This window comes from Alkalinema pantanalense CENA528 (genome assembly GCF_050753345.1).
Taxonomy (GTDB): Bacteria; Cyanobacteriota; Cyanobacteriia; order Leptolyngbyales; family Leptolyngbyaceae; genus Alkalinema; species Alkalinema pantanalense.
In genome coordinates this window covers 1-22,525 of sequence record NZ_JBLZFX010000075.1, presented here as the reverse complement: position 1 = coordinate 22,525, position 22,525 = coordinate 1, and the positions used below count along the sequence as shown (strand labels likewise).

Genomic DNA, 22,525 nt, shown 5'->3' with positions numbered 1-22,525 from the left:
CCAACCAACTTGAAGCCAACTTGAGGCCAACCGGATGCTTAGGATGGTTCGCAATTCACACCTGATTAACAGAGGCAGTATTGCAGCCGTCAATCCGCAACCGTCAGTCAGCAATCTCTAGTCAGCAACACTCAGTCAAGCAAAGGGCAAGCATCTTCCATGTTGATTTCAATCAAACACAATGAAAATGAACATGATGAAGAGCAACCAAGCCGTATCACAGCTTTGGAAAATTCAGATTGCCGCCTCTTTCACTGGGCTGATGATGGCCACAGTCGGCCTGTCTACCCTAGGCATCCAATCGGCTCACGCAGCGACGATCGGAACTTCTTCTGCTCCTTGGGTTTCTGAAACTGCCAAGAGTTCGGATAGTTTCGTGAATTCTATTGGGATTAACACCCACCTGCATTACTCCAACACGGTTTATGCCCGCTTTAACGACCTCATCAAACCGAAGTTATTAAACTTAGGTGTGCGCCACATTCGCGATGGAGCCTATACCTACGCTGGCGCAAAATCCAATTCGTTTTATTACGAACGCTTGAGAGACCTAGCTAGCAAGGGGATTCGCTTTAATTTAGTCACTTCGGTACCCACCCGATCGTTACCCCAAACGAATTATCGTCTCCTCAGTCAGCTTTACACTTGGACCAATGGTTCCATTACTTCCTTTGAAGGTGTCAATGAACCGGATCTTAATTTGCGCGGCAAACCGAATTGGTTCGATATCACCCGCAACTCACAAATCCAACTGTACAACACGGTTAGAAGTGATCCGAAACTGAAAAATGTAGCCGTTATTGCTCCATCCATTACAACCGTCAAAACTAAGCTACCCAGCTTAGCCGCTTGGTCGGATTACGGCAACTTGCATAACTATTTCGGCGGCAGACATCCAGAAACCACGGGCTGGGGGGGCAATGGCTATGGCAGCATTGCTTGGAATAAACAATATGTCGCAGGAGCCGTTACAGGTTCAAAGCCGATTATTTCCACAGAAACAGGTTGGTACAATGCGCTCCAAGGCCCTAATACGCCCTACGGCACACCGGAAGATGTCGTCGCCAAGTATATGCCGCGCATGTTTCTGTCCCAATTCAATAGTGGAATTCGGCGCACCTATCTCTATGAGCTCATCGAGCAGAAAACCGATCCCACCTATTCGCAAACCTTTGGACTCCTGCGCAGTGATGGAACGGCGAAACCAGCCTATAACGCTCTCAAAAATCTCATCACTGTTCTCAAGGATCCCGGTGCAAACTTTACTCCTGGCAAACTGACCTATGCATTGCAAGGGGATACCACCAATCTACAACGGGCATTATTTCAAAAGCAGAATGGTGATTTTTATTTAGCCCTCTGGCTGGGGGAACCGAGTTGGGATCCCACCACCAAAACTCGCCTGTCCGTTGCCAGTGAGCCCATTACGCTAACGTTTACCGATCAGATTGGGGCGGTTACGGGCTATCAATTTAATGCCAATGGCTCCCTGTCTACCTTTTCCATTAATCCGGTAAACAATCAGTTGTCCCTCAAGGTCTCCGATCGCTTGGTGATTCTCAAAGCCACGCCTGCCAAATTGCTCAGTTTAAATGCGTTGTCCATGCCCATTAGCTCTGTCCGAGCAGCCGCGATCTCCCTAGATCCCCTCGCGGAAAATGACTTGGGGTTCGATCGTAATTTACAAGCAATTCCCATTTCGACCCTGCTTCCTGGCGCGATCGGAGTTCTCATTCAGGCATTACGGCGGCGCAAAATTCAACGGTCACAACGCTTGCAACAGTTACAAAAACAAGATAACAAGTTCTAAAAACCATTCAATTTGAGCCCAAAAACCTAAAAAGCCCTGGGCAGCAAGCATGCTGTCTAGGGCTTTTGTGCGTCACATCATAGCCACCTGTGCCCGAAATCAATGATCAGTCAGCTAGGTTTGCGGCATATCTATAAGCATCCCGTTAAACGTGAGACATCTTGTTCGGTCGTCTATCCAAATCTTGTCTCCAAGCTACGAAATTTGAGCTGCTAGGATTAGCCTCTTTGAATCATCTGACGAGTGACCCAAAATTAGTGACCTGAATTTCCCTTAGTCTTACAGCAGAGGCTCTATCGTAATGCCTACCTTTTTTAACTTGGCTGACCATCCGATCGATCGCTACATTACGCCAACAGCAGCCCATGCGTTAGTCGAGCAAATTTTATCAGGTAAGCCTGGTTTTTTTCCCATGACTGGCCAATCGGGAAGCGGAAAAACGACAACCTTGTTTATGATGGCCTATCGTGTTTGGCAGCAAGGGCACCCCATCACTGTCCTGAGCTCCGATCGCGCCATCTTGGAGGATGCCTTTCTCTTTCCGCCGGAGTGGAAGTTGCAATGGGTAGAACCCTCAGAACAGGCTTGGTTACAGTCCATCACATCAGCCATTCAAGATCCCCAAATGGCGCTGGTGATCGATCAACTCAGCGGTGAGAACGATGCCGCAATTAAGCAGGCAGCTAGTGCTGGCCATTGGGTTTTAACTTGCATTGATACGCCCTTTGTGGGCATTGATGTGCTCTACAATCTCCGGGCTTGGGGCTTCACCACCCCCGAGATTCTCACCCTTGTTTCTGGCATTTTTTCGCAAATGCTACTGCCCCGGCTATGCGACGACTGTAAGCAACTAGCTCCTGCAACCTTGGAAGAAACGCGATTAATCTATCCTGACAGCCTCACTGCCCAGGAACTTTGGCGAGAGGTCGGCTGTTCAGTTTGTCACAACACGGGGGTAGGCGGACGGTTACGGTACGGACGCTGTGCCATTTTTGAAGTGCTGCAAATTGATCCAGAAGTGCATCCGCAACTGACCCATTACCTGAACCACGATCGCTTTGTGCCCCTGCCAGCGCACAAGCATTTCACCCTTCGGGAAGCGTCCCGCGAATGGGTCAAACAGGGACGGATTGGCATTCAAACCTACCGTCGAGAAATTTTACAAAATCCGCTGCTACGCTTCCAACACCTATGGGAACAGGAGCAACTGCGGGCCAACCGCATTCAGAGCCTCTTTGGGCGATTCGTGACCCAGCAACTGGTCGATCGCCTAATGTCTCAACCGGACTTTGACCGGATTATTGAAGGCGAACGGCGCTATGTCACCTGCTTTTTTTGTGATGTGCGCGGCTTTACAACCTGGGCAGAACAAAGTAGCCCCCATGACATCTTTTTAGTTCTGAATCAATACTTCCGCGAAATCATCGACATCGTCTTTCACTATGAAGGCACGATCGATAAATTTATTGGCGATTCGATTATGGTTGTCTTTGGGGCTCCGATCACCCAAACCGATCAAGAATTACGGGCGGTAAACTGCGCGATCGCAATTCAACGGAAAGTAGTTGAGATTAATCAACAGCATGACATTGGTATTCAGATTGGCATTGGCATTAATTCCGGTGAAGTGGTAGCAGGCTGCCTTGGCAGTGATCTCCGCATGGACTACACCATTCTGGGTGATGTTGTGAACACAGCAGCTCGCTTGGAAAGTGCAGCCCAAGCCCAGCAAATTCTGATCGGAAAAACAACCTATCAAGCTGTCCAAGGGGAGGTGGAATGTCACGCGATCGGCCAACTCATTCTCAAAGGGAAAACGGATCCTTTTGAAACCTTTGAAGTGGTCTATTAATCTCCGCCTTTCTGTTAAGGTTTATCTTGGGATCGCAGAAAGGGACTTGGGATCACATGAATTAACGTTAAGAACTGTTCAAATACGTTGAGAATCCCCACAAACCTGCGTCTGAGTTTTAAGCTGAGATATTCATAGAACCTGCACTGGTTGGTGCTCGGGTTTGTTTGGTAAGCAGTTGTGTGCCTAGTAGGAGCAAACGGTTAGTTACCCACTAGGTGACCACTAGTGCGAACCTTTGCCCATACCCTATTGAGCCTGCGTAGACGTTTTCTGTACAAAACGCCTTTTAGGAATGATCATGAATAACTTTAAGAACCTGCATCGGTATCGCTTAGCTTGCACGCTTTCCTTTGGTGATATCTATGGTCAAATTATTGTTTGGCTGCTCGTGATTTTCCTGAGCCTTGCAGCAGCCATGGGTCTCATGGGAGCGAGTCGGCCTATTTATGCCCTAGCCACTGTTGGATTAATCCTAGTGCTCTCCTTACCCTTCCTGCTGTTTGCCTTCGTAACTACGTTGCTCAATCACATTGAAGTGCGGGAAGTCTCTCCCAGTTCAGAAACGGCTTCCAACAATCCTCCAGCGTCTAATCAACAGCCTGCGATTATTTAGTCCGAGAAGGAGTTCGAGATTTAACGTTAATCCGGATACTTAACCAGAATCAATTCGCTAGGACGGGAAGGTTCATTTGGAACGATTTGAGGAGTCATTCTCGATCGTCCCCGTTGGATCTTCCCGTCTTGCGCTACAATCCATGGGCAGTTCATCCGAGTTCTTGTGAGGCCGTCCTGTGGCAGAAGAATCTAAACGTAATCGCTGGTTACCCAAAGTTGTCCTCATTGTGGCGACGCTGGCCCTACTGGGGGTCTCCTTTGTGCCGTTACTGGGTACGATGAATTCCGGCCAGGGAAACACGCCCAGTGCGGTACAAACCCCGGATGCCCAGCGCAAGCAGTTGGAAGATCAAGCTCGGGGGTATGAGGCGGTTCTGCAACGGGAGCCGGATAACCAAAATGCCCTGAAGGGATTAATTGATGCCCGTCGGCAGTTGAATGATATTAAAGGCACGATCGCGCCATTAGAAAAACTGGTGCAACTGAATCCGACGGAGTCTCAGTATGCGGTGTTGCTAGCAGAAACCAAACGCTATGCCAATAATGATACGGAAGGGGCGATCCAAACCTACCGTGAGGCGCTGAAGACGAAACCAGGCGATCTACTCTTGCTCCAGGAATTATCGAAACTCCTAGTCAACCAACAACGTCCTGAAGCGGCGATCGGGTTGTTACAAGATACGCTGCGGGAAGCCCCTAAGTTAAACCAAGTGACACCGGGGAGTGTAGATACTGGAGCACTCCAAGTGCTGTTGGGTCGTGCCTTCGCCTCCCAAAAGCGGTATGACGAAGCTATCCAAACCTTTGACACGGCCATTAAAGCCACGCCCAACGACTTCCAAGCCTATCTCGGTAAGGCACTGACGTTGAAAGAGCAGGGTAAGGATGCTGAAGCGAAGCCCATCTTTGAAAAGGCAGCATCCATAGCACCAGCGCAGTATAAAGATCAGATTAACCGTCTTGCTTCTACACCCCCAGCCCCGAATCCAACGGCGGCCCCTACGGGCGCGGCAACCAGTCCTGCGCCTAATGGCACTCCGGCAGGAAATCCTTCGGTTCCTGAGGCCAAGGACGGCAAACCTAGCGAGGCAGCCAGTCCTGCACCTGACAATAAGGGCAGCGAGAAACCTGCGAATTAAACCTGCGAGCTGATCTGCCGTACTCCCCCGTTATCAAACGGGGGAGTTTAGGGAATACGCCCCCAATAGGTTGCCCTTGAAAGATTATGTTAGAGACCTGTGAACTCTGCGGTGCACCTCTTGAAAGTCGTGTTGAAGCCAGTATTCAGGGACTGTTCTGTACGCAATGTGACTGGGCAGTTGTGACCACTTACCTACCGCAGATCTATCAAGATTTGACTCAGTATAAAATGTACTTATATTGTGCAAGTTCTCCCGATGTAGAACAGCTTAAAGCCATTTCCACAGTGGCAAATATCAATTTAATTCAAGCAAGAAAAACATTTCAAGAAGACCGACCTTTAATCTTGGAAGGTGAGGCTCCTCAAATTAGTGAAGCACGAAAAAATTTTGATTCTTTATCCATACCCTACACAATAGAGCCTTTATTCCCCTATTAATTAGACTGATTTTGCGATCGTGAAAGGTTCAAGTGATACCAATTGGATTGAAGTTCCCGATGATTTTTTTTCAGAGTGGACAACTATTTTTTACGCATCCACCGAAGGTCTAACGCTTTCTAGTCCTTGTCCAATTTGTCACCACAATGCAATGCATTGCATTGCTATTAAAACACGGCAATTCACCCATTCCATCATCGCGATCGTGCTTAGAAGCAAGCTCGTACTTTACCAATTCATCCATAAAGTACCAACTTTCCGTTCTGCCACGATCGCGTTAATCAATCCCAATCAACAATCTGTTAATCGTCAGAATTAACCATAGCGTTCGGCTAGAGCATTGCGGGCTTGTTCCCGATCGTCAAAATGGATCTTTTCAGTGCCCAGAATTTGGTAATCTTCGTGGCCTTTGCCTGCAATCAGAACACCATCCCCCGGTTTCGCTGACAGAATTGCCTGCCGAATCGCCGCCGCCCGATCGGCCATGACCGTGGGATTCGCCCCTGCATCAATGCCCGCTAGGATATCCTGCAAAATCTGCTCCGGATCTTCTGTGCGGGGATTGTCAGACGTAACTACAGCGTGATCGGATAACCGGGCTGCAATGCCTCCCATCAAAGGCCGTTTCGTACGATCGCGATCGCCCCCGCAACCAAACACACAAATCATCTGCCCTGCAATAAACGGACGGGATGCCTTTAACAGATTTTCCAAACTATCCGGCGTGTGGGCATAGTCCACAATCACGCTGATGTCTTGCTCCGGTTTGACCTGGACTCGCTCCATGCGTCCCGGCACCCCGACAAAGTCCGGCAGGGCATCCACCATCGTTTGCAAGTCCAGCCCCAGCAGTAAACCCGTCCCGATCGCCGCCAGCATATTAGCCAAATTGAACTGCCCCACCAACGGAGAGGTAAAGGGTGCCGTGCCCTTGGGCGTATGCAGCATCCCACTCACGCCCGTTGCCGTATACACCACATCGCTGAGGTACAGATCCGCTTCGCCTTCCGTGCTGTAAGACCAGCAGCGATCGCCTAATCGTTCTATCAATCGCCGTCCATAGCTGTCATCGCAATTAACGATCGCCCGTCCCCGCAGATATTTATCGCTAAACAGCAGCGCCTTGGCCTCGAAGTAATCCTCCATATCCCGGTGGTAGTCGAGGTGATCCTGGGTCAAGTTAGTGAACACCGCCACATCGTACTGGCAGCCCAACACCCGCCCCTGAGCCAGGGCGTGGGAACTCACTTCCATCACCGCTTGCTGGCAGCCCGCCGCCACCCCCGTCGCCAATTGCTTTTGCAGATCTACAGGAAACGGCGTCGTGTGCATGGCCACTTCGTGGTAGCCCTCCCAGCGCACATACAGCGTTCCCATCAGCATCGGTTTCTGCTGCGATCGCTGGAGCAGAAATTCAATCAAATGGGTCGTCGTGGTTTTGCCATTAGTGCCCGTAACGCCGACCATTTGCAGAGTTTGGGTGGGATAGCCATAAAAGGCAGCAGCTAGATTGGCCGATGCCTGAGCCATATCGATCGCGGGAATGACGCACTGCCCCGGTTGCAAATCCGTCTTGGCTTTTTCGGCGGCTTGAGGAGACACGACCGCCGCCACAGCCCCCGCCGCGATCGCGCTCTGCCAAAAATCTCCCCCATCTACCCGCGTCCCTGGCATCCCGATGAATAGATCGCCCGACTGCACCTTGTGGGAATTGGTGGTTAATCCTTTCACCTCAGCATTGAGTCCCGGATGATCCACCGCAGCAAGTCCAGCCTTGTCAAATAGCTCTTTTAGCAGCATGTTAAAGATTCCTCCTGGCTATCCAATGGGATGTCGAATGGTTCTGTCCGGTGGGATCGCGAGCGATCGTCCCGGTTAGCGCCCATTGTCAGAGATCTTTAGCAATTTGACGAGGTATATTTCTGTAACATCTGCTCCACCTGGGCCACAGAAGCGCGGGGAGACAGGCGGGGGAGGGGAATAGCTGTTTCGCCTTGAAGCCAGTGGAGAACGGGAATTTCGTATTGATAGGCTTGGAACCAATCGTCGCGGCTGGTGATGTCGCGAATTTCGAGCTGAAGCGGTAGGTTGACGATCGATCGCAGCTTTTCTTCCAAGCCTTCGCAGAGGTGACAGCCCGGTTTACTGTAGAGAATCAAATGGTGCATGGCGGTTTCGATCGAGGAGAAAATTTGGTGAGGTTAGATTACGTCATTCCCTCCTCGCTGTCCAGCCCAAGACTATTGTCACAAACTGGACAGGGGGGCGGGGGCTAGACTCTTAGAACCAGCCGTGTGGACAACAAAACCACCATATTTCCGTTGAATTCGCTCTAAGGTGGTGTTGATTAAAATAATTAAACCCATCATTTCTAAGATTTCCTCACCTGCCACGAGCAGTCCAAAAACGAGATCGGTTTCCGTCTTCCCGTCCATATACTGTCCTGACAGCATTTCAAAACCGATCGCCCCCATCACAAACACAATGGCAGATAGCAGATAGCCCGATCGGGTCGGACGATCCAATTTCCAGAGCTTAGGCACCAAAAAAAACGCTAAGACCACCAACGCAATGCCGTAGGGAATAATCCAAGCATAGTAGAAAATTCCTGAAACAGAGAGCAAGGATCTGACTGGCTTAATTAAGCGTTCATGGAGGGCTGCAAACTCATCAATTCCTAAGAAAAACAGCAATCCTGACAAAAACAGCTAAATATTCCGACTACCATCAACACAATCTTTCATTTTCCAAAGCAGAAAAAAAAGTGCAGCATTGATTAAAAATAGGCAAGTGGAGAAGAAGGCAGGAATATTACCTTCTTGATCTAAATCAAAGGTATGAATCCCATCCTGAAGCTGGAAAACGGACCTATGCCCCACTACAAATAGATGGGCCACGAAGAGTAAAAAAGTGATAAAGCTCAGGACGTAAATCAGCTTTTTGGGGCGAACTGTAAAGGTAGGTAAATGATGTTCCATGCTCAATGATTCCGATTCACTTTCAAAAAGGAAAATTATTTTTTGACTTAAAGCTTAGCTTAAATGAACTCTAAGGTTAGGTTAAAAGTTCCAGCCTGAGAATCTGTAGGCTGCTATCAATACTGCTTATCTATAGCTCGGCAACTCGCTTGACAACTTAACTGGATACCTCAGAGGCAGATGAAACAGACATAACCCATAAGTTTCTCGCACCCTGCAAACCGATGGATTGAACAAGTCAATGAATTAAGATTAGTTTAACTCTATTTGTGAAAAAATCAAGGAAGGTAATTCTCAAGATAATTTTGTGAAACTGGCGTCAACATTTTCTTTGTGTACAATCAAGCCTGTGGGTGGGATAGGATCTCCCTATTGCGACTCAAAATGGTCTGGAAAGACGGGTCTCAAGATGAACCTGTACAATGACTGAGCGGTTTTAACGATCGTGGTTTTCCAGCTAAGCTAGAAGCGGTAGTTGTACGATCGTGCTTGAGTTGATTCTCGTCAATTGATTGCGGCTCTTCCCATGACTGTTTCCTTAGAATCTCCGCGTTCCCGCCCATTGTCTTCCCCGTCTGCCCGTTGGGAGGATTATTTAGCTGTGCGGGATGACCCTGCCTATCGGGATTGCAAAGTTGCGTTTCATCAAGGATGGTTGTGGGTTGAGATGGGCAAGGAAGGCATTAATCACGCAAGTTTTAGCGATTTGTTAACTGCTATTTTCTTCCTGTGGGCCTTACAACATCCCGAGGAAACCTATGCATCCCTAGGCCGCTGTTTGATTGAGCAGGCCAATACCCACGCCTGTGCACCAGATTTGGTGGTGTACAAAGGAGAGAATATCCCCCAATGGCAGGATGGAGAACCCCGCAAAATTGAAATTCCACGCCATCGGTTACCTGATTTCGTAGGCGAAATTGCTGATACCAGCCTCAGCCAGGATTTAGATGAACAAAAACATCTTTACGCCAGTTTGGGGATTCCTGAATATTGGGTGATTGATGTTAAGGGCTTACGATTGTTTGCATTTACGTTACAGGAATCGGGAGAATATCAACTCTGTACGGAGTCCCAAGTATTCACCGGACTGTCGATCGATCTAATCGAGCAAACGTTGGCAAAGATGTCAACCAGTACCAATACCGCAGCCGCCACTTGGTTCATGCAACAGTTACAAGCTAGCATTCAAGACACCGCCAGTTGATGCCATTCATGTTGCTAAGGATTCACTGACCAAGGCACCCATTTTAACCAACAGCGATTGCCCTGTTGTTCAGTAATCTCTGCACCTAACCGTTGATAAAATTGGAGCCCCCGAAGATTACGAGCATCGGCATTCCAGCCAAGATGACTGCAATCATTGTCTTGGGCAATCTGTGCCAACTGTTGCATTAGAGCCGTTCCAGCTCCTTGACTACGCTGGGTTTCATCCACATAGAGATCATCCAACCAAAGACTCGGCTGTCCGACGAAGGAAGAATAGCGAAAGGCATAAAGGGCAAATCCGATCGCTCGCTGTTCCGATTCCGCAAAGAGGACATAGGCAAAGGGGTCGTGATTAAACAACGTTTGGCGAAGTTTAGCTTCGGAAACTTGTAACGTGCCAGTAAATGCACCGATCGCGCGATCGAAGTCCGCTTTCCGTTGAATAAATGAAAAAATTAATGCAACATCGTTGGACTTAGCAGCTCTAATTTGCATGACGGAAGTAGCTCATGATAGAAAAAACTGGATAGCAGCCTAACCCACGCAAACTCTCAAGCAGGGTTTTGCGCTAGACAGGATAGGGCGTTCCATCTTTGTGCAGAAACTGCCATTTGCCATCTTGTAAAACCGCCTGTAAATCATCATCGGGATAAGACCCTGCATCACCCGGTGTCCGATCGCCAATTTCTAGATAAACCACCTCTTCCGCCGTTTCATTAATCAAATGGTGGGCATTGCCAGTTCCCGCCTTAAACCCCGCACACATCCCCGGAGCCAATACCGTTCGGCCTGCATCGGTATACAGAGTTGGGTGGCCTTGCAGGATGTAGATAAATTCATCTTGGCGGGTGTGGGCATGGCGTAGGGCAGACATCGCTTGGGGCACGAGGCGCGTTAAATTGACTCCAAAATTACTTAAGCCAAACAAATCCCCCAGCGATCGCTTTTCGCGTCCAACCATGCGAGCGGCAAAGGGCTCTGGATAATTGCTCGGCTTGGTGCGCACAGCAGGTGCATCCATAGCAGAAATCGCGATCGGGAAATTGTGCTCAGTCATAATCCCCATTTCAGAATCGGTAGTATTTCAACACCTAATCGTGAATTGGCTTTATCGATTAGCCTATTCATCATTTTCTACATTTGTTAATGCGATGTGACAACTATTCATTGATTGTCATATCTAAACTATCCCACTGTTCATCGTCACTTTACACGCATCGATCGCTGAATGTATGCTGATTAACTAGTCCAAGACATCCTCCTATTCATGAAGCCTTCATGAAGGATTGACGAAGAATTTGTGAAGCGCTGACAAAAAATCAATTAGTAACCAACCCATAATGTGTTCGTAACCCACTCTTTATCAATCCTCCAGATAATCTCCTCATAACAGAAATCCTGTGAGCAATGTTTCTAGCCAATGTTCACAGAATCGGGAGAACACTGAGGTTCAAATGATAAATCGATTGAAACCAAAACCGCTTCGTAGAGTCGGTTTAATTGCATTGACACTACCCTTTTTAGCCAGTTCTGCGATCGGTTTGGCTAATGCAGGCGAACGCGAAGAAAATAACGGCAATCAATCCTACGCGATCGGGCTGTGGGGAGATCTTCCCTACAACGATGTGCAAGCAACGATTGGAGTACCCAATCTGATTGCGGATATGAATGCACAGAATTTAGCATTCACAGCGCACAATGGTGATCTGAAAGCGGGTAATTCCACACCGGGTTCCGTCACCCCAACCACCTGTGCCGATGCGCTGTATATACAGGCTCTCGGATACTTCAATGCCCTCAAATCCCCGGCAATTTTCACCCCTGGGGATAACGATTGGACAGACTGCGATCGCCCTTCCAATGGCGGGTTTAATTCTCGGGAACGGCTCGATCGGGAGCGGCAGATCTTCTTTAGCACTAGATTCTCCCTTGGCCAGCGCAAACTCGCCCAAGAAGTACAGACCCAAGCTCCGTTCTGCCTGGGAATCGGCGGAGCAGTACCTTGCGTTGAAAACCGTCGCTGGACTTTAGGCAGAGTCACCTATGCCACCTTGAATATCCAAGGTTCCTGCAATAATTTGTGCGATACAGCACCCGATCCCCAGGAATATGCGGCGCGTAACTCAGCCAACATCGCTTGGCTCAAGGCAACCTTTCAGGCCGCAAAAGCCCGCAATTCCGTTGCAGTGATGCTGATTTCCCAGGGGAATCCAGGCTGGGATCTCAGTGACCCGACCCGCGCCCCATTGCGTGATCCCAAAACGCTAGTGGCAACGGATGGCAATCCTGACGGCTACAAGGACTTTCTCTTAGCATTGCGGGCAGAGGTCATTGCATTCCGGAAGCCCGTTGCCTACGTCCATGGGGATTCCCACTATTACCGCGTAGATAAGCCATTCCTAGATGCCCAAGGCCGTCGGTTGGAGAATTTCACGCGGGTGGAAACCTTTGGCAACAATGCCGCCAATGGCAATAATGATGTCCAGTGGGTCAAAGTAATGGTCAATCCCCGCACCCGTGAGGTCTTTTCCTACCAGCCCCAAACGGTTCCTAACAATCGCGTCACAGCACCTGTTCCCTAGTTCCCTAGTTCTCTAACTCTCTAAGTGAGTATTCACAGAATCAACCCGTCCTCCGATGGCTACAGGGTAGAGGAGGACGGGTTTCTGGGGGCAACAGGTGAACGTTAGACGGCTCTAAACGGACTGCGAAACCTGGGCGATATTTTCTTCCCATTTGCGGGGGGCGCTGGCACGGCGAATATTGCGCCAAATTTGCGTCGCAGCCAACGTACCATCGGCCACGGCTACAGAAACCTGGTTCAAGCCCTGCTTCAAATCGCCCAAAGCAAAAATGCGGGGATGGCTGGTTTGGCACATGTTATTCGTGACCAAATTCTCGCCGTCGTATTCCAAGCCTGCAATGCCTTTGAGGTATTGGTTATGGTAAATCGAACCCATGTTGACCAAGCCCGTCGTCGCTTCCACGATCGTGCCATCCGCCAACTTCACCCCACTCATTTTGTGGTTCTCGCCCAGGAACTCCGCGATCGGTTGCTCATACAGGGGATAGCCGTGATCTGCCAGCTTTTGCTTCATTTCATCGCTGACTTGCAAGCCATTGGTCAAAACAGAAATGTAAGGAGTAAACCAATTCAACACAAAGGCTGCATTGATCTGGCCTTCCGTTTTCGCCAACAGAACCGCCTTTTGATCCCACATGTCAAAGCCATCACAAATCATGCAGACATGCAGGGTATAGCCCGCATAGTCAAACACGTTTTGCATATTTTCTAATTCCGGTAGTACATCAATAATACCAGTCGCAGCAATAACGTATTGACTACGGAATGTCACACCTATGGTGTCACCTTTGCCAATCTTAACCTTAACGGCAAAGGTTTCACCTTCATCAACCACTTCTTCAACAAAGCCGCGTAGGAAATCCGCACCCCAGTCGATCGCTTGATTGCTAGCATGCTGCAAAATCGTGCGTCCTGGAGTATCGGGATCGAGGCCGACGTAATTACGCAAATCCTGCATCCAGAAGGAGCGGCCCCGCCCCTTTTCAATCACCAAGCATTTCAAGCCATAGCGAGCCAGGTAAATGGCAGCGGATAGGCCACCCATGCCGCCACCCACAACGATCGCGTCGTACACCGTATCCCGACGAGTGTCCAGATTTTTGCTCGAAAGTTTCATCGTTTTCCTACCCAGCCCTACAAGACGTGATCCTCTAATACCAAATTAATTTATCAATGCTACAGATCCGATCCCCCCTAGCACCCCTGAATAAGGGGGGAATTCAGTCAAATTCTTTCAAAGTCCCCCTTATTTCTAGCGCAGCGGCGCGTAGCGCGGGGATTTAGGGGGATCGTTATGTATTGCAATCACAAGTTGATTTGGTATAACAGAAAATGAGGAATCCAGTTCCATTCACAAGATTCCCCATTCCTGGCGATTGAGAGACCGCTTTCCCAAGATACCCTAGCCAACAAATTCCAGACGAGGAGAAGAAACGCCCTCAGACTGGGTGCCCTTCAAGTACGCCAACATTGTATCGGCATCGGAGACTTCGAAGGGATCGATCGGGCAGTTGTCACCAAAGTCAGGTTCAGTGAAGATTTTTTCGATATTGCCGTCGTTCACCAGCATGGAATAGCGCCAGGAACGCATCCCAAAACCGAGGTTCGACTTATCAACTAGCATCCCCATTTTGCGGGTGAATTCCCCATTTCCATCGGGCAATAGGAAGACATTCTTCGCACCAATTTGCTTGCCCCATTGGAACATAACAAAGGCATCGTTTACGGAAATGCAAATAATTTGATCAACGCCTTGCGCTTTGAATTCTTCGTAGAGTTCTTCGTAGCGAGGCAAGTGGTTGGAGGAGCAGGTGGGAGTGAAGGCTCCGGGCAGCGAGAAGATGACAACTTTCTTACCGGAGAAGATCTCGTCGGTGGTCAGATCTTGCCAACGGTAGGGGTTAGGCCCGGGCACCGATTCGTCACGCACGCGGGTTTTGAAGGTCACATTGGGGACACGATCGATAACAGCCATGAATCTATCCTCTGCTAAAAAATGAACTAAAAGGCACCAACGGACAACAACGACCTATCCAGTTTTAGGAAACTTGCGGTTTGGTGTCACTTGATACAAGTCAGAATAATTCTAATTTAGTAATTATTCAATGAGTAGAACTACTTAATTAAATTAATCACTTTGATTTTCTGTTGATTCTAGAACTGGAATGATATGCTGGGAGTAAAACATTGAGACAATAGGTCAAAAAAGGTGGAAGTGCCCATGCGGCAACAAGATGCGATCGTTCAACAACTCAAGGAGAAGGGTTTACGAGTTACGCCGCAGCGGTTTGCGGTCTATGCGAATTTGCTCGATCGCTGTGATCACCCCACGGCGGAACAGGTGCTCCAGGACTTGAATCAAAATGCGCCAACCTCCTCTCAAGCGACGGTGTACAGTTCTCTGCAAGCACTGTGTAAAGTGGGCCTTGTGCGGGAAGTACTCTTGGAAGAAGGGGTCTGTCGTTATGATGCCAACGTAGCCCCGCACCATCATTTCCGGTGCCGTTGCTGTGGCGCGATCGAAGATATTGCTTGGGATACGTTACAAGGGATCACGATCGATCACGTGCGATCGGGCTTACAAGTGGAATCCTACGAAGTGACATTGCACGGCGTCTGTGACCATTGCCAACCAGAATAATCGTAAACAACTAATCGTCAACGACTAATCGTAAACAACTGTGTTATTCCCTTCTTTTCCGCTGCCATGAAGGCCAGTAGGCAGATAGGGGAATTTGCTGTGCCCAGAAATTTTGTGAGCGTGCCATCCGGTTTTGGGGAACGTTGAAGTGTAGTTAGGAATGTTGCTCAACGCCGTAGGGATGCTGTAGGGACTCTGTAGGGAATTATATGGGCACTGGGGTAAGGCATGGCTGAATTAGTTCTCCCGAAGGCGATCGCGCTTTTTTTACTCATCGTTGTGGGCTATTTGCTCAAGGGAAAATTTTCTGATTCGGCTTCTGTGGCCACCTTCCGGGTGTTTATTCTCACCGTTGCCCTGCCCGCCACCATTTTTTTGTCCACGATCGACATCAACACGCAACTCAATCTCTGGCTGCTGCCATCCTTTGCCTTGGGCGTGAACCTGAGTTTGATGCTGGCTGGCACGGGGCTGACCTGGCTCCTACTGCGATCCCTAAAAAACCCCAAGGCCCGATCGCTAATTTTGCTGTTTCCCTCTCTAGCGCCCGGTCTAACGGTCTATCCCTTTGTTGAACAGTTCCTCGGGAGATCGGGGTTGGCTTGGGTGGCCCTGGCAGATATGGGCAATAAGATTTTTGTCCTCATCGGCCTGTATACCCTCGCCATTTACTGGTTCCAGCAGGAAGCCATTCTGCCCAATACTCGCCCCACGGCCCAATGGAAAACCATTGGACAGTTTTTGTTTACGGAGCCGGTTAACGCCGCGATCGTTGTGGGGTTAGTGTTGGCAAGCTTGCAGATTGGCACAGCGGATTTGCCCCTCGCAATTTTAGATGTGTTACAAAAATTGGCGCTGTGTTCTACCCCGTTGATTTTGTTCTACGTTGGCGTCTCGCTCAATTTGAAAAAGCTCCAGTTCGGCACATTATTACTAGCCTTGATGGCGCGAGCAGGTATCGGCTTTTTAATTAGTGCTGCAGCCATTACAACCCTTCGACCCAGTTCCGTGGAAGAGATGGCCCTCTTTACCGCCTTGCCCCAAGCCTCCTGTAGTTTATGGCCATTGCTCCACGCCACAAAAATCAACCAGCAAAATCAGACGGAATCGCCTGTTCCCTTTTTCGATCTCGATTTTGCAACGGCATTATTAGCATTGTCATTCCCATTTTCAATCCTCGTCTTACTCGTGATTTTTACAGGAGGAACCTTTTTCTATGAACCATTCCATCTAACCGCAGTGGGAACGGGATTGCTGGTGTTATTTCTGGGGTTGTTGCTCGGAAGGAATACCCTCAAAGCTCGCTATGGTTCCCCTTCCGGCACGTTGCTACCCCGTCGGGTTGATCCCTAGAGTTGACGATCGCGCCCTAGCGTTCACTGTTGAGAAAGAAAGTACCTCGCCATTCTTAATTGCTCCAAGACTGAATTTTATTCAACTGGTTATTCGTAGCTTTATTCGTAGTCGTTGATTTCTAGCCGTTTATTCATAGCCGTTCCTATGGTTTCCCATCCTTGGCAAAACGCAGCACAACCTCCCGCAGTTGCCCATAACAGCAACCCCCCGAAACGCAACAATAAGTTTTGGTCTTCTTTGGCATTGGGGGCGTCGATCGTCACGGTGGGAGCCGTTGCCTTTGGTAGTTATTGGATCGTGCGCGATTTGATTTTGGATCGCCTCAAAGAGAATGCGTCGCTGAAGGTACAAAAAGCAGAACAGGAAATTGATACTTGGCTCGCAGGGCGATTAGGGGAAGTGACCACCTTAGCCAATAGTCCAGCTAGCCGATCGCAGGATTGGGCGATCGCCGAACCCTATTTGCAACTGGAGCAGGATCGGCTATCGGATTTTTGGATGTTCATTTGGGTCAAACCCGATGGCAGTTACTACACCACCCGCAACGGCTTTGCAACGGGCAAGAATTTGAGCGATCGGGCCTACTTTCAAACGGCGATGCAGGGCCAAGCCACCGTGTCGGACATGATTATTTCCCGCACAACAGGGAAACGGCAGATTAATATCGCCGCGCCGATTTGGTCCTTTTCCCCCGCCAATTACCAACAACTCCCTACCGATCGCCTAGAAAGTCGCAGTCGAGCCTTAGCCGCTTACAACTTTCCCACTGACCCGAACCAAAAACCGACGATCGTGGGGATTCTCTCGGGCAATATTGCCGTGTCCCATGTGACGAATGTGGTGAATCGTACCCAGGAAGGAAAGGGGAGCTATGCTTTTGCCTTGGATTCCCAGGGGGTGCCCATTGCCCACCCCAACCCAGCCCTGCTCAACGGCATTAACAGTTTGCTGAACGCTCCCAATCCCGAACTGGCGCGCATTGCCCAAGCCATGGTGAAACAGCAGCAGAATGTGGAGTTGATGCAACTGGATGGTCAATGGGTCTATGTGGCCTATGCCCCGTTGCAGCAAGCTTCCTGGTCGGTGGCATTGGTGATCCCACGGGCCAATGTGGAGCAGCATTTGAATGCTTTGAATGTGCTGGCTACTATGGTGGGGGGAATGGTGCTGATTGCAACGTTAATTGCACTTCGGCAAATTCGTCTGTTTGAGCAAACCCGCGATCGGGCCGAGCAGGAAGCCTTGCTGAATCAACAACTCCAGGAAACGGGGACGCAGCTTCAGGATGCCTTGGCCTATCTGACGGCAATTATTGATAATTTGGCCGATGGCTTGCTGGTCATCGATCGCAAGGGCTTGGTCAGTCGTTACAATCCGGCGCTGTGTCAACTGTTTGGCCTCTGCGCCACGGAGATGCAGCATCAAGATAGTCGGCAATTTTTTAGTCAGGAATTGCTGGATTTAATTGACCAAGCCAATCACCAACCCGATCAGGTCTTGACCGCCGAAATTCGCTTAAGCGGCGATCGCCTCGGCAAGGCCGTGATCACCCAAGTACATCCCTCGATCGCCGATCCCTCAAAGCTCCCTACAGCAACGGACACGACCGCATCAGAAACGATTGCCACAGTGATTCTAATTCGGGACATTACCGCTGAAAAAGAAGTGGATCAGATGAAAACGGATTTCATCTCCACGGTGTCCCACGAACTGCGCACCCCCCTCACCTCAGTCCTCGGCTTTGCCAAATTGATTAAAAAGCGGCTAGATGAGGTGATTTTCCCGGCGGTGCCCCAGGATGAGAAGAAGATGCAGCGGGCCGTGCGCCAAGTGGAAGACAACATTGACATCATTGTGGCGGAAGGGTTGCGGTTAACGGCGCTGATTAATGATGTGCTGGATATTGCCAAGATGGAAGCGGGCAAAGTGGAATGGAAAATGGAACCGCTAGGCATTGAAGAAATTGTCGATCGCGCCTTAGCGGCAACCGATGCGCTCTTTCAAGCGAAACAACTGGAAGTGCTATCGGTGATTGAACCTAATCTACCGAGGATTTTGGGCGATCGCGATCGCTTAATTCAAGTGGTGATTAATCTGCTGTCCAACGCGGTCAAGTTTACGGATCAGGGTTCCGTCACCTGCGAAGTCACGCGCCAAGGCGATGGGATTATCGTTCGGATTATTGACACGGGCAGCGGCATTGCGCCGGAAGACCAACCCTTTGTGTTTGAAAAATTCAAGCAGGTGGGCAATACGCTGACGGATAAACCCAAGGGGACGGGCTTAGGGTTGCCAATCTGTAAGCAAATTGTGGAACACCACGGCGGCACGATTTGGGTGGAAAGTGCTGTGGGCCAAGGCAGCACCTTTGCCTTTACCCTGCCGATTTCCGTTAATACACCCACCCACGTGCGGGAAATGGATCTGAAAACGCTGGTGCAACAACTGAAAGCACAAGTGCAAATGCAACCCATCGAGGCCCGATCGCAAAAAAGCATCCTCGTTGTGGATGATGAAGCCCCGATTCGGCAACTCTTGCGGCAACAGTTTGAAGCGGAAGGCTATCAAGTCATTGAAGCGGAGGACGGGCGCAGGGCGGTACAACAGGTCAAAGCCCATCGGCCTGATCTGATTATTCTGGATCTGATGATGCCGGATATGAACGGATTTGATACCGCAGCGGTGTTGAAGAATGATCCGGAAACGATGGGGATTCCGTTGGTCATCCTGTCCATTCTGGCGGATGAAGAACGAGCCAAACGATTGGGCGATCGTTGCCTGACGAAGCCGATTAACGCGGAATTATTACTACAGGAGGTCGAGTCTCTGATTTCCCAGGGCACGTCGCACCGCAAGGTGTTGGTGGTGGATGAAAACGAGCATACGGTGAAAACGTTGGTGGAAGTGCTGAAAACCAAGGGATTCACCGTCGTGGAAGCCATCAACGATGCGGAACTGCTGGAAAAAACGGCGACCACGCAGCCGGATATGGTGATTGCCAATGCCCAGTTTTGGCATCATTCCACGGCGGTGCAGGCGCTGAAACTGGAAAAGGGCCTTGAAAACATTCTCCTGCTGTTGATTGCGGATACCCACCATGCTGCCTCTGAATCTTAAACGTCTCCTGTCCAAAAAAGATACGATCGCACTGGTTCATCAAATGTTGGCGATCGTGCCGATGCCGATCGCGATTTGTGATGCAGCGGGGACGGTGTTGTTGGGAGAGTTGGGTTCTACGCTCAGTCAGGATTATCCGGTGATGGTTGAGGGACAGCCGATCGGCTGGGTCAAGGGAGATGCGGCGGCGCAGGCGATCGCGAATTTGCTCAACTATCTCGCAGGCAAGGAACTGGAAAAACGCACCCTAGCCCAGGAAACCCTCGATCGCTATAAAGAAATTACGCTGTTGTACGATCTGTCGGACAAGATCAGTGCGAATTTGGAGTTGCCGAAGGTGGCGGAGGTGGTGCTGGAGGAGGCGCAGCGGTTGATCCCTGGCAGCAGTGGCGCGGTGATTTTGGTGCATCCGGAGTCGCAGCAGGTGGAAACGATCGCGACCTTTGGCCTGTTGAAGTTTGCCATGCAGCCCTACCGTGGGATTCTGGGGAAGGTGCTGCACACGCGCAATGGCGAAATTATTAACGATGTGGCCCAGGACGATCGGGCGGATGGCTGTGAAACCTGTTTTAGTTCCTTGGTGGTGGCTCCCTTGAAACGACAGGATCAGGCGATCGGGTTGCTGTGTTTGGGCAGTGAAACGCCAATTACCTACACGGCGGCAGATTTGAAGTTAGTCAATGCGTTGGCATCCCAGGCGGCAGCGGCGATCGAGAATGCTTTGTTGCATACAAATAAGATCCAGGAAGCCCGAATTAAGAGTAATTTGGAACGCTATGTACCAACGCAATTGGTGCAGGCGATTTTGGATTCCCAGGGGGAGATTTCCCTGGCACCCGTGCGCAAGAATATTTCGATTTTGTTTTCTGATATTCGCAATTTCACCAGTCAGTGTGAGGAATTGCCGCCGGAAACGATCGTGAATCACTTGAATGAATACTTTACCCACATGGTGGATGTGATTTTCCATCACCAAGGCACGGTCAATAAGTTCGTGGGCGATATGATTGTGGCGTTGTTTGGGGCACCGTCGTTTCCCGAAAATAGCGAGGTGCGGGCGATCGAAGCGGCGATCGCCATGCAGCGGTGTATTCAATCCCATCCAGTGACTTGGATTCGCGAGCATTTCCACACGGGAATTGGCATTAGTTCCGGGTCGGTGATTGTGGGGAATATCGGGTCACCGCAGCACATGGACTACACGGCGATCGGAGATCAGGTCAATACGGCATCGCGGTTACAATCGTTGGCCAAGGGCGGACAAATTCTCGTCAGTCGCAGTATCTATGAAGCCACCCGCGATCGTTTTGAGTTTAAGGAAATGGGTCAGTTAACGGTGAAGGGGAAACGGAATGCAGTGGATGTGATGGAGGTTATTTATGATATTTAAGGAAACTGGCAACTAGAAAGATCTGTCTTTTCAATCGTAAGAACTGCACAAAGTTAAATCGCAAGGAAATTTCTAAACCAATGTCTACAACAATGTCTAAAAAAGTTCTGATTGTGGATGATGAGCCCCATATCCGGCTGCTGTTGGAGCAAACGCTGGAGGAGTTAGAAGATGATGATGTAGAGCTTTTGACGGCTTGCAACGGGCAGGAAGCGCTGGAGACGATTCAGGCGGAGTTACCACAGTTGGTGTTTTTGGATGTGATGATGCCGTTGCTGAATGGATTTGACGTGTGCCGTCGGGTAAAGCGGGAACTGAGCTTGGCAGAGGTTTACGTCATTATGTTGACGGCGAAGGGACAGGAGTTTGATAAGCAGCAGGGAAATGAGGTGGGGGCGGATTTGTATATGACGAAGCCGTTTGATCCGGATGAGGTGGTGGATAAGGCACGACAGGTGCTGGGATTAGCTGATTAGCCGATCGCCCAGATGATTCCAACTCGTACACCCGATCGATCATTTACAGGTCCTATTTTGCCCATCGACCTTCGCTGAATTTCTATAGTGAACGGCAGGTGGGGCCTGCGGATTGGCCGACACTGATCCAGAAGTTACAAACGCCCGATCGCTCCGATCAATGGCTCTATCTGTTGGTGGAGGCGGATATGGTGCCGAAGTTACCCGCTGGGAAAATGACGCAACTGGTGTTGATCAAGGTGAAAACTTTAGGTAAACCGAGTGCCTGGGTACTGTTCACTAACGCAGAGGAGAAGTCTGTGGTTCGATCGTCGTTGTGATGGGTTGGCGAGATCGACGATCGGTTAGCTAGGCCGATGATGCAATCTGTCTAAGTTTTTCGCCTCAAAATAGACTGCCCACGAAACAACCTGAAAGATAGATCGAACTCTGCATCACACGAATGAGGGAGAAACTACACGATCGCTCTCAATGACCACTATTTCTGCTTCCGTGGACGGGTTCCTGGGCAAATGAGCCAGTAACTTTTGCTAGAACCTCGACAGATCGAATTCTGGTAAAACGAACGGATCAATGTTGCGAAAGCCTCGATCGATCAGTCCGCGCCGAGTCTCGAATGACATTGATGATGCGATTATGGGAGCGATCGTAATAACCACAATTCTGAAACGTGAACTGAAATGCTGGAAAGACAGAGACTGGAAGAGCTTTTTTCTCTCTGGGCAGTCAGCATAACGGCTAAAGTGAGCGGCGGCGAGTAACCTAGAACGAAGCGCGAAGACTTTCTACCGTCCGCTCCACTGTTGTGTACGCCCAGCATGGGCGTGATCTGATGGGGTGAAAGTCCCCTGTGGTGGAACCAACGTCCAAATGACTGCATGCAGTCCGAGTGACGAAACCACTAGCTTAAGGCAAGGG

At 49.8% G+C, this 22,525-nt stretch carries 22 protein-coding genes; 14 read left to right on the top strand and 8 right to left on the bottom strand.

The window, feature by feature from the left end; translation table 11 throughout:
• The first annotated feature begins 193 nt into the window (after nt 1-193).
• The 6 genes from ACN4EG_RS19985 to ACN4EG_RS19960 all read left to right on the top strand — a co-directional run bounded on the left by ACN4EG_RS19985 (nt 194) and on the right by ACN4EG_RS19960 (nt 6,178).
• Entirely contained in the window at nt 194-1,810 is a 1,617-nt protein-coding gene (locus ACN4EG_RS19985) for a hypothetical protein (RefSeq protein WP_431631949.1), read from the top strand.
• 301 nt (nt 1,811-2,111) lie between these two features.
• Nucleotides 2,112-3,662 carry an adenylate/guanylate cyclase domain-containing protein gene (locus tag ACN4EG_RS19980; protein ID WP_431631948.1) on the top strand — a complete coding sequence of 517 codons (1,551 nt, stop codon included), beginning with the start codon at nt 2,112-2,114 and terminating at the stop codon, nt 3,660-3,662.
• 301 nt (nt 3,663-3,963) lie between these two features.
• Nucleotides 3,964-4,278 (top strand): hypothetical protein, encoded by a 315-nt coding sequence (locus ACN4EG_RS19975; RefSeq protein ID WP_431631947.1) that lies wholly within the window; start codon nt 3,964-3,966, stop codon nt 4,276-4,278.
• 178 nt (nt 4,279-4,456) lie between these two features.
• Nucleotides 4,457-5,419 (top strand): tetratricopeptide repeat protein, encoded by a 963-nt coding sequence (locus tag ACN4EG_RS19970; protein WP_431631946.1) that lies wholly within the window; start codon nt 4,457-4,459, stop codon nt 5,417-5,419.
• An 86-nt stretch (nt 5,420-5,505) separates the two neighbouring features.
• A complete protein-coding gene (locus ACN4EG_RS19965) occupies nt 5,506-5,859 on the top strand; it encodes a hypothetical protein (protein WP_431631945.1) in 354 nt (117 codons plus the stop codon).
• Between the two features lie 19 nt (nt 5,860-5,878).
• On the top strand, nt 5,879-6,178 hold the full coding sequence (locus ACN4EG_RS19960; protein ID WP_431631944.1) for a hypothetical protein: 300 nt from the start codon (nt 5,879-5,881) through the stop codon (nt 6,176-6,178).
• Here the strand turns inward: ACN4EG_RS19960 and ACN4EG_RS19955 are convergent.
• The 4 genes from ACN4EG_RS19955 to ACN4EG_RS19940 all read right to left on the bottom strand — a co-directional run bounded on the left by ACN4EG_RS19955 (nt 6,175) and on the right by ACN4EG_RS19940 (nt 8,837).
• A complete protein-coding gene (locus ACN4EG_RS19955; protein ID WP_431631943.1) occupies nt 6,175-7,659 on the bottom strand; it encodes a UDP-N-acetylmuramoyl-L-alanyl-D-glutamate--2,6-diaminopimelate ligase in 1,485 nt (494 codons plus the stop codon). The genes ACN4EG_RS19960 and ACN4EG_RS19955 overlap by 4 nt on opposite strands.
• Before the next feature lie 98 nt (nt 7,660-7,757).
• The gene (locus ACN4EG_RS19950) at nt 7,758-8,027 is read right to left on the bottom strand and encodes a glutaredoxin family protein (RefSeq protein WP_431631942.1); all 270 of its coding nucleotides are present in this window, start codon (nt 8,025-8,027) and stop codon (nt 7,758-7,760) included.
• 78 nt (nt 8,028-8,105) lie between these two features.
• Entirely contained in the window at nt 8,106-8,561 is a 456-nt protein-coding gene (locus tag ACN4EG_RS19945; protein WP_431631941.1) for a hypothetical protein, read from the bottom strand.
• A gap of 6 nt (nt 8,562-8,567) precedes the next feature.
• Complete coding sequence (locus tag ACN4EG_RS19940) at nt 8,568-8,837, bottom strand: hypothetical protein (protein WP_431631940.1); 270 nt, start codon at nt 8,835-8,837, stop codon at nt 8,568-8,570.
• Between the two features lie 526 nt (nt 8,838-9,363).
• On the opposite strand from ACN4EG_RS19940, the gene ACN4EG_RS19935 reads away from it, so the two are divergent.
• Nucleotides 9,364-10,041, top strand: a complete 678-nt coding sequence (locus tag ACN4EG_RS19935) for a Uma2 family endonuclease (protein WP_431631939.1) — start codon at nt 9,364-9,366, stop codon at nt 10,039-10,041.
• 14 nt (nt 10,042-10,055) lie between these two features.
• Here ACN4EG_RS19935 and ACN4EG_RS19930 read toward each other — a convergent pair whose 3' ends face one another.
• Both ACN4EG_RS19930 and ACN4EG_RS19925 read right to left on the bottom strand, forming a co-directional pair.
• Nucleotides 10,056-10,538, bottom strand: a complete 483-nt coding sequence (locus tag ACN4EG_RS19930) for a GNAT family N-acetyltransferase (RefSeq protein WP_431631938.1) — start codon at nt 10,536-10,538, stop codon at nt 10,056-10,058.
• Between the two features lie 73 nt (nt 10,539-10,611).
• Nucleotides 10,612-11,100, bottom strand: a complete 489-nt coding sequence (locus ACN4EG_RS19925; RefSeq protein WP_431631937.1) for a cupin domain-containing protein — start codon at nt 11,098-11,100, stop codon at nt 10,612-10,614.
• Nucleotides 11,101-11,548: 448 nt separating this feature from the next.
• Between ACN4EG_RS19925 and ACN4EG_RS19920 the strand changes: the two genes are divergently transcribed.
• Nucleotides 11,549-12,625 carry a hypothetical protein gene (locus tag ACN4EG_RS19920; protein ID WP_431631936.1) on the top strand — a complete coding sequence of 359 codons (1,077 nt, stop codon included), beginning with the start codon at nt 11,549-11,551 and terminating at the stop codon, nt 12,623-12,625.
• Between the two features lie 114 nt (nt 12,626-12,739).
• Here the strand turns inward: ACN4EG_RS19920 and ACN4EG_RS19915 are convergent, their stop codons facing one another.
• Together ACN4EG_RS19915 and ACN4EG_RS19910 are read right to left on the bottom strand one after the other, a co-directional pair.
• A complete protein-coding gene (locus tag ACN4EG_RS19915) occupies nt 12,740-13,744 on the bottom strand; it encodes an NAD(P)/FAD-dependent oxidoreductase (protein ID WP_431631935.1) in 1,005 nt (334 codons plus the stop codon).
• 285 nt (nt 13,745-14,029) lie between these two features.
• Nucleotides 14,030-14,602: a peroxiredoxin gene (locus tag ACN4EG_RS19910; RefSeq protein WP_431631934.1), complete on the bottom strand. Its 573-nt coding sequence runs from the start codon at nt 14,600-14,602 to the stop codon at nt 14,030-14,032.
• Nucleotides 14,603-14,848: 246 nt separating this feature from the next.
• Between ACN4EG_RS19910 and ACN4EG_RS19905 the strand changes: the two genes are divergently transcribed.
• From ACN4EG_RS19905 to ACN4EG_RS19880, 6 genes are all read left to right on the top strand, one after another.
• Complete coding sequence (locus ACN4EG_RS19905) at nt 14,849-15,268, top strand: Fur family transcriptional regulator (RefSeq protein ID WP_431631933.1); 420 nt, start codon at nt 14,849-14,851, stop codon at nt 15,266-15,268.
• Nucleotides 15,269-15,496: 228 nt separating this feature from the next.
• Nucleotides 15,497-16,621, top strand: a complete 1,125-nt coding sequence (locus ACN4EG_RS19900; RefSeq protein WP_431631932.1) for an AEC family transporter — start codon at nt 15,497-15,499, stop codon at nt 16,619-16,621.
• Between the two features lie 147 nt (nt 16,622-16,768).
• Complete coding sequence (locus tag ACN4EG_RS19895) at nt 16,769-19,741, top strand: ATP-binding protein (RefSeq protein ID WP_431631931.1); 2,973 nt, start codon at nt 16,769-16,771, stop codon at nt 19,739-19,741.
• Nucleotides 19,722-21,131 carry an adenylate/guanylate cyclase domain-containing protein gene (locus ACN4EG_RS19890; protein ID WP_431631930.1) on the top strand — a complete coding sequence of 470 codons (1,410 nt, stop codon included), beginning with the start codon at nt 19,722-19,724 and terminating at the stop codon, nt 21,129-21,131. Before ACN4EG_RS19895 ends, ACN4EG_RS19890 begins: the two co-directional genes overlap by 20 nt.
• A gap of 92 nt (nt 21,132-21,223) precedes the next feature.
• Nucleotides 21,224-21,607, top strand: a complete 384-nt coding sequence (locus tag ACN4EG_RS19885) for a response regulator transcription factor (RefSeq protein WP_431631929.1) — start codon at nt 21,224-21,226, stop codon at nt 21,605-21,607.
• A 98-nt stretch (nt 21,608-21,705) separates the two neighbouring features.
• Nucleotides 21,706-21,927 carry a hypothetical protein gene (locus ACN4EG_RS19880; protein WP_431631928.1) on the top strand — a complete coding sequence of 74 codons (222 nt, stop codon included), beginning with the start codon at nt 21,706-21,708 and terminating at the stop codon, nt 21,925-21,927.
• The last annotated feature ends 598 nt before the right edge of the window (nt 21,928-22,525 follow it).

Coding starts and splice junctions, on each gene's coding strand:
- ACN4EG_RS19985 (WP_431631949.1), top strand. CDS start 194: ATGATGAAGAGCAACCAAGCCGTATCACAGCTTTGGAAAATTCAGATT.
- ACN4EG_RS19980 (WP_431631948.1), top strand. CDS start 2,112: ATGCCTACCTTTTTTAACTTGGCTGACCATCCGATCGATCGCTACATT.
- ACN4EG_RS19975 (WP_431631947.1), top strand. CDS start 3,964: ATGAATAACTTTAAGAACCTGCATCGGTATCGCTTAGCTTGCACGCTT.
- ACN4EG_RS19965 (WP_431631945.1), top strand. CDS start 5,506: ATGTTAGAGACCTGTGAACTCTGCGGTGCACCTCTTGAAAGTCGTGTT.
- ACN4EG_RS19955 (WP_431631943.1), bottom strand. CDS start 7,659: ATGCTGCTAAAAGAGCTATTTGACAAGGCTGGACTTGCTGCGGTGGAT.
- ACN4EG_RS19950 (WP_431631942.1), bottom strand. CDS start 8,027: ATGCACCATTTGATTCTCTACAGTAAACCGGGCTGTCACCTCTGCGAA.
- ACN4EG_RS19940 (WP_431631940.1), bottom strand. CDS start 8,837: ATGGAACATCATTTACCTACCTTTACAGTTCGCCCCAAAAAGCTGATT.
- ACN4EG_RS19935 (WP_431631939.1), top strand. CDS start 9,364: ATGACTGTTTCCTTAGAATCTCCGCGTTCCCGCCCATTGTCTTCCCCG.
- ACN4EG_RS19930 (WP_431631938.1), bottom strand. CDS start 10,538: ATGCAAATTAGAGCTGCTAAGTCCAACGATGTTGCATTAATTTTTTCA.
- ACN4EG_RS19925 (WP_431631937.1), bottom strand. CDS start 11,100: ATGACTGAGCACAATTTCCCGATCGCGATTTCTGCTATGGATGCACCT.
- ACN4EG_RS19915 (WP_431631935.1), bottom strand. CDS start 13,744: ATGAAACTTTCGAGCAAAAATCTGGACACTCGTCGGGATACGGTGTAC.
- ACN4EG_RS19910 (WP_431631934.1), bottom strand. CDS start 14,602: ATGGCTGTTATCGATCGTGTCCCCAATGTGACCTTCAAAACCCGCGTG.
- ACN4EG_RS19905 (WP_431631933.1), top strand. CDS start 14,849: ATGCGGCAACAAGATGCGATCGTTCAACAACTCAAGGAGAAGGGTTTA.
- ACN4EG_RS19900 (WP_431631932.1), top strand. CDS start 15,497: ATGGCTGAATTAGTTCTCCCGAAGGCGATCGCGCTTTTTTTACTCATC.
- ACN4EG_RS19895 (WP_431631931.1), top strand. CDS start 16,769: ATGGTTTCCCATCCTTGGCAAAACGCAGCACAACCTCCCGCAGTTGCC.
- ACN4EG_RS19890 (WP_431631930.1), top strand. CDS start 19,722: ATGCTGCCTCTGAATCTTAAACGTCTCCTGTCCAAAAAAGATACGATC.
- ACN4EG_RS19885 (WP_431631929.1), top strand. CDS start 21,224: ATGTCTAAAAAAGTTCTGATTGTGGATGATGAGCCCCATATCCGGCTG.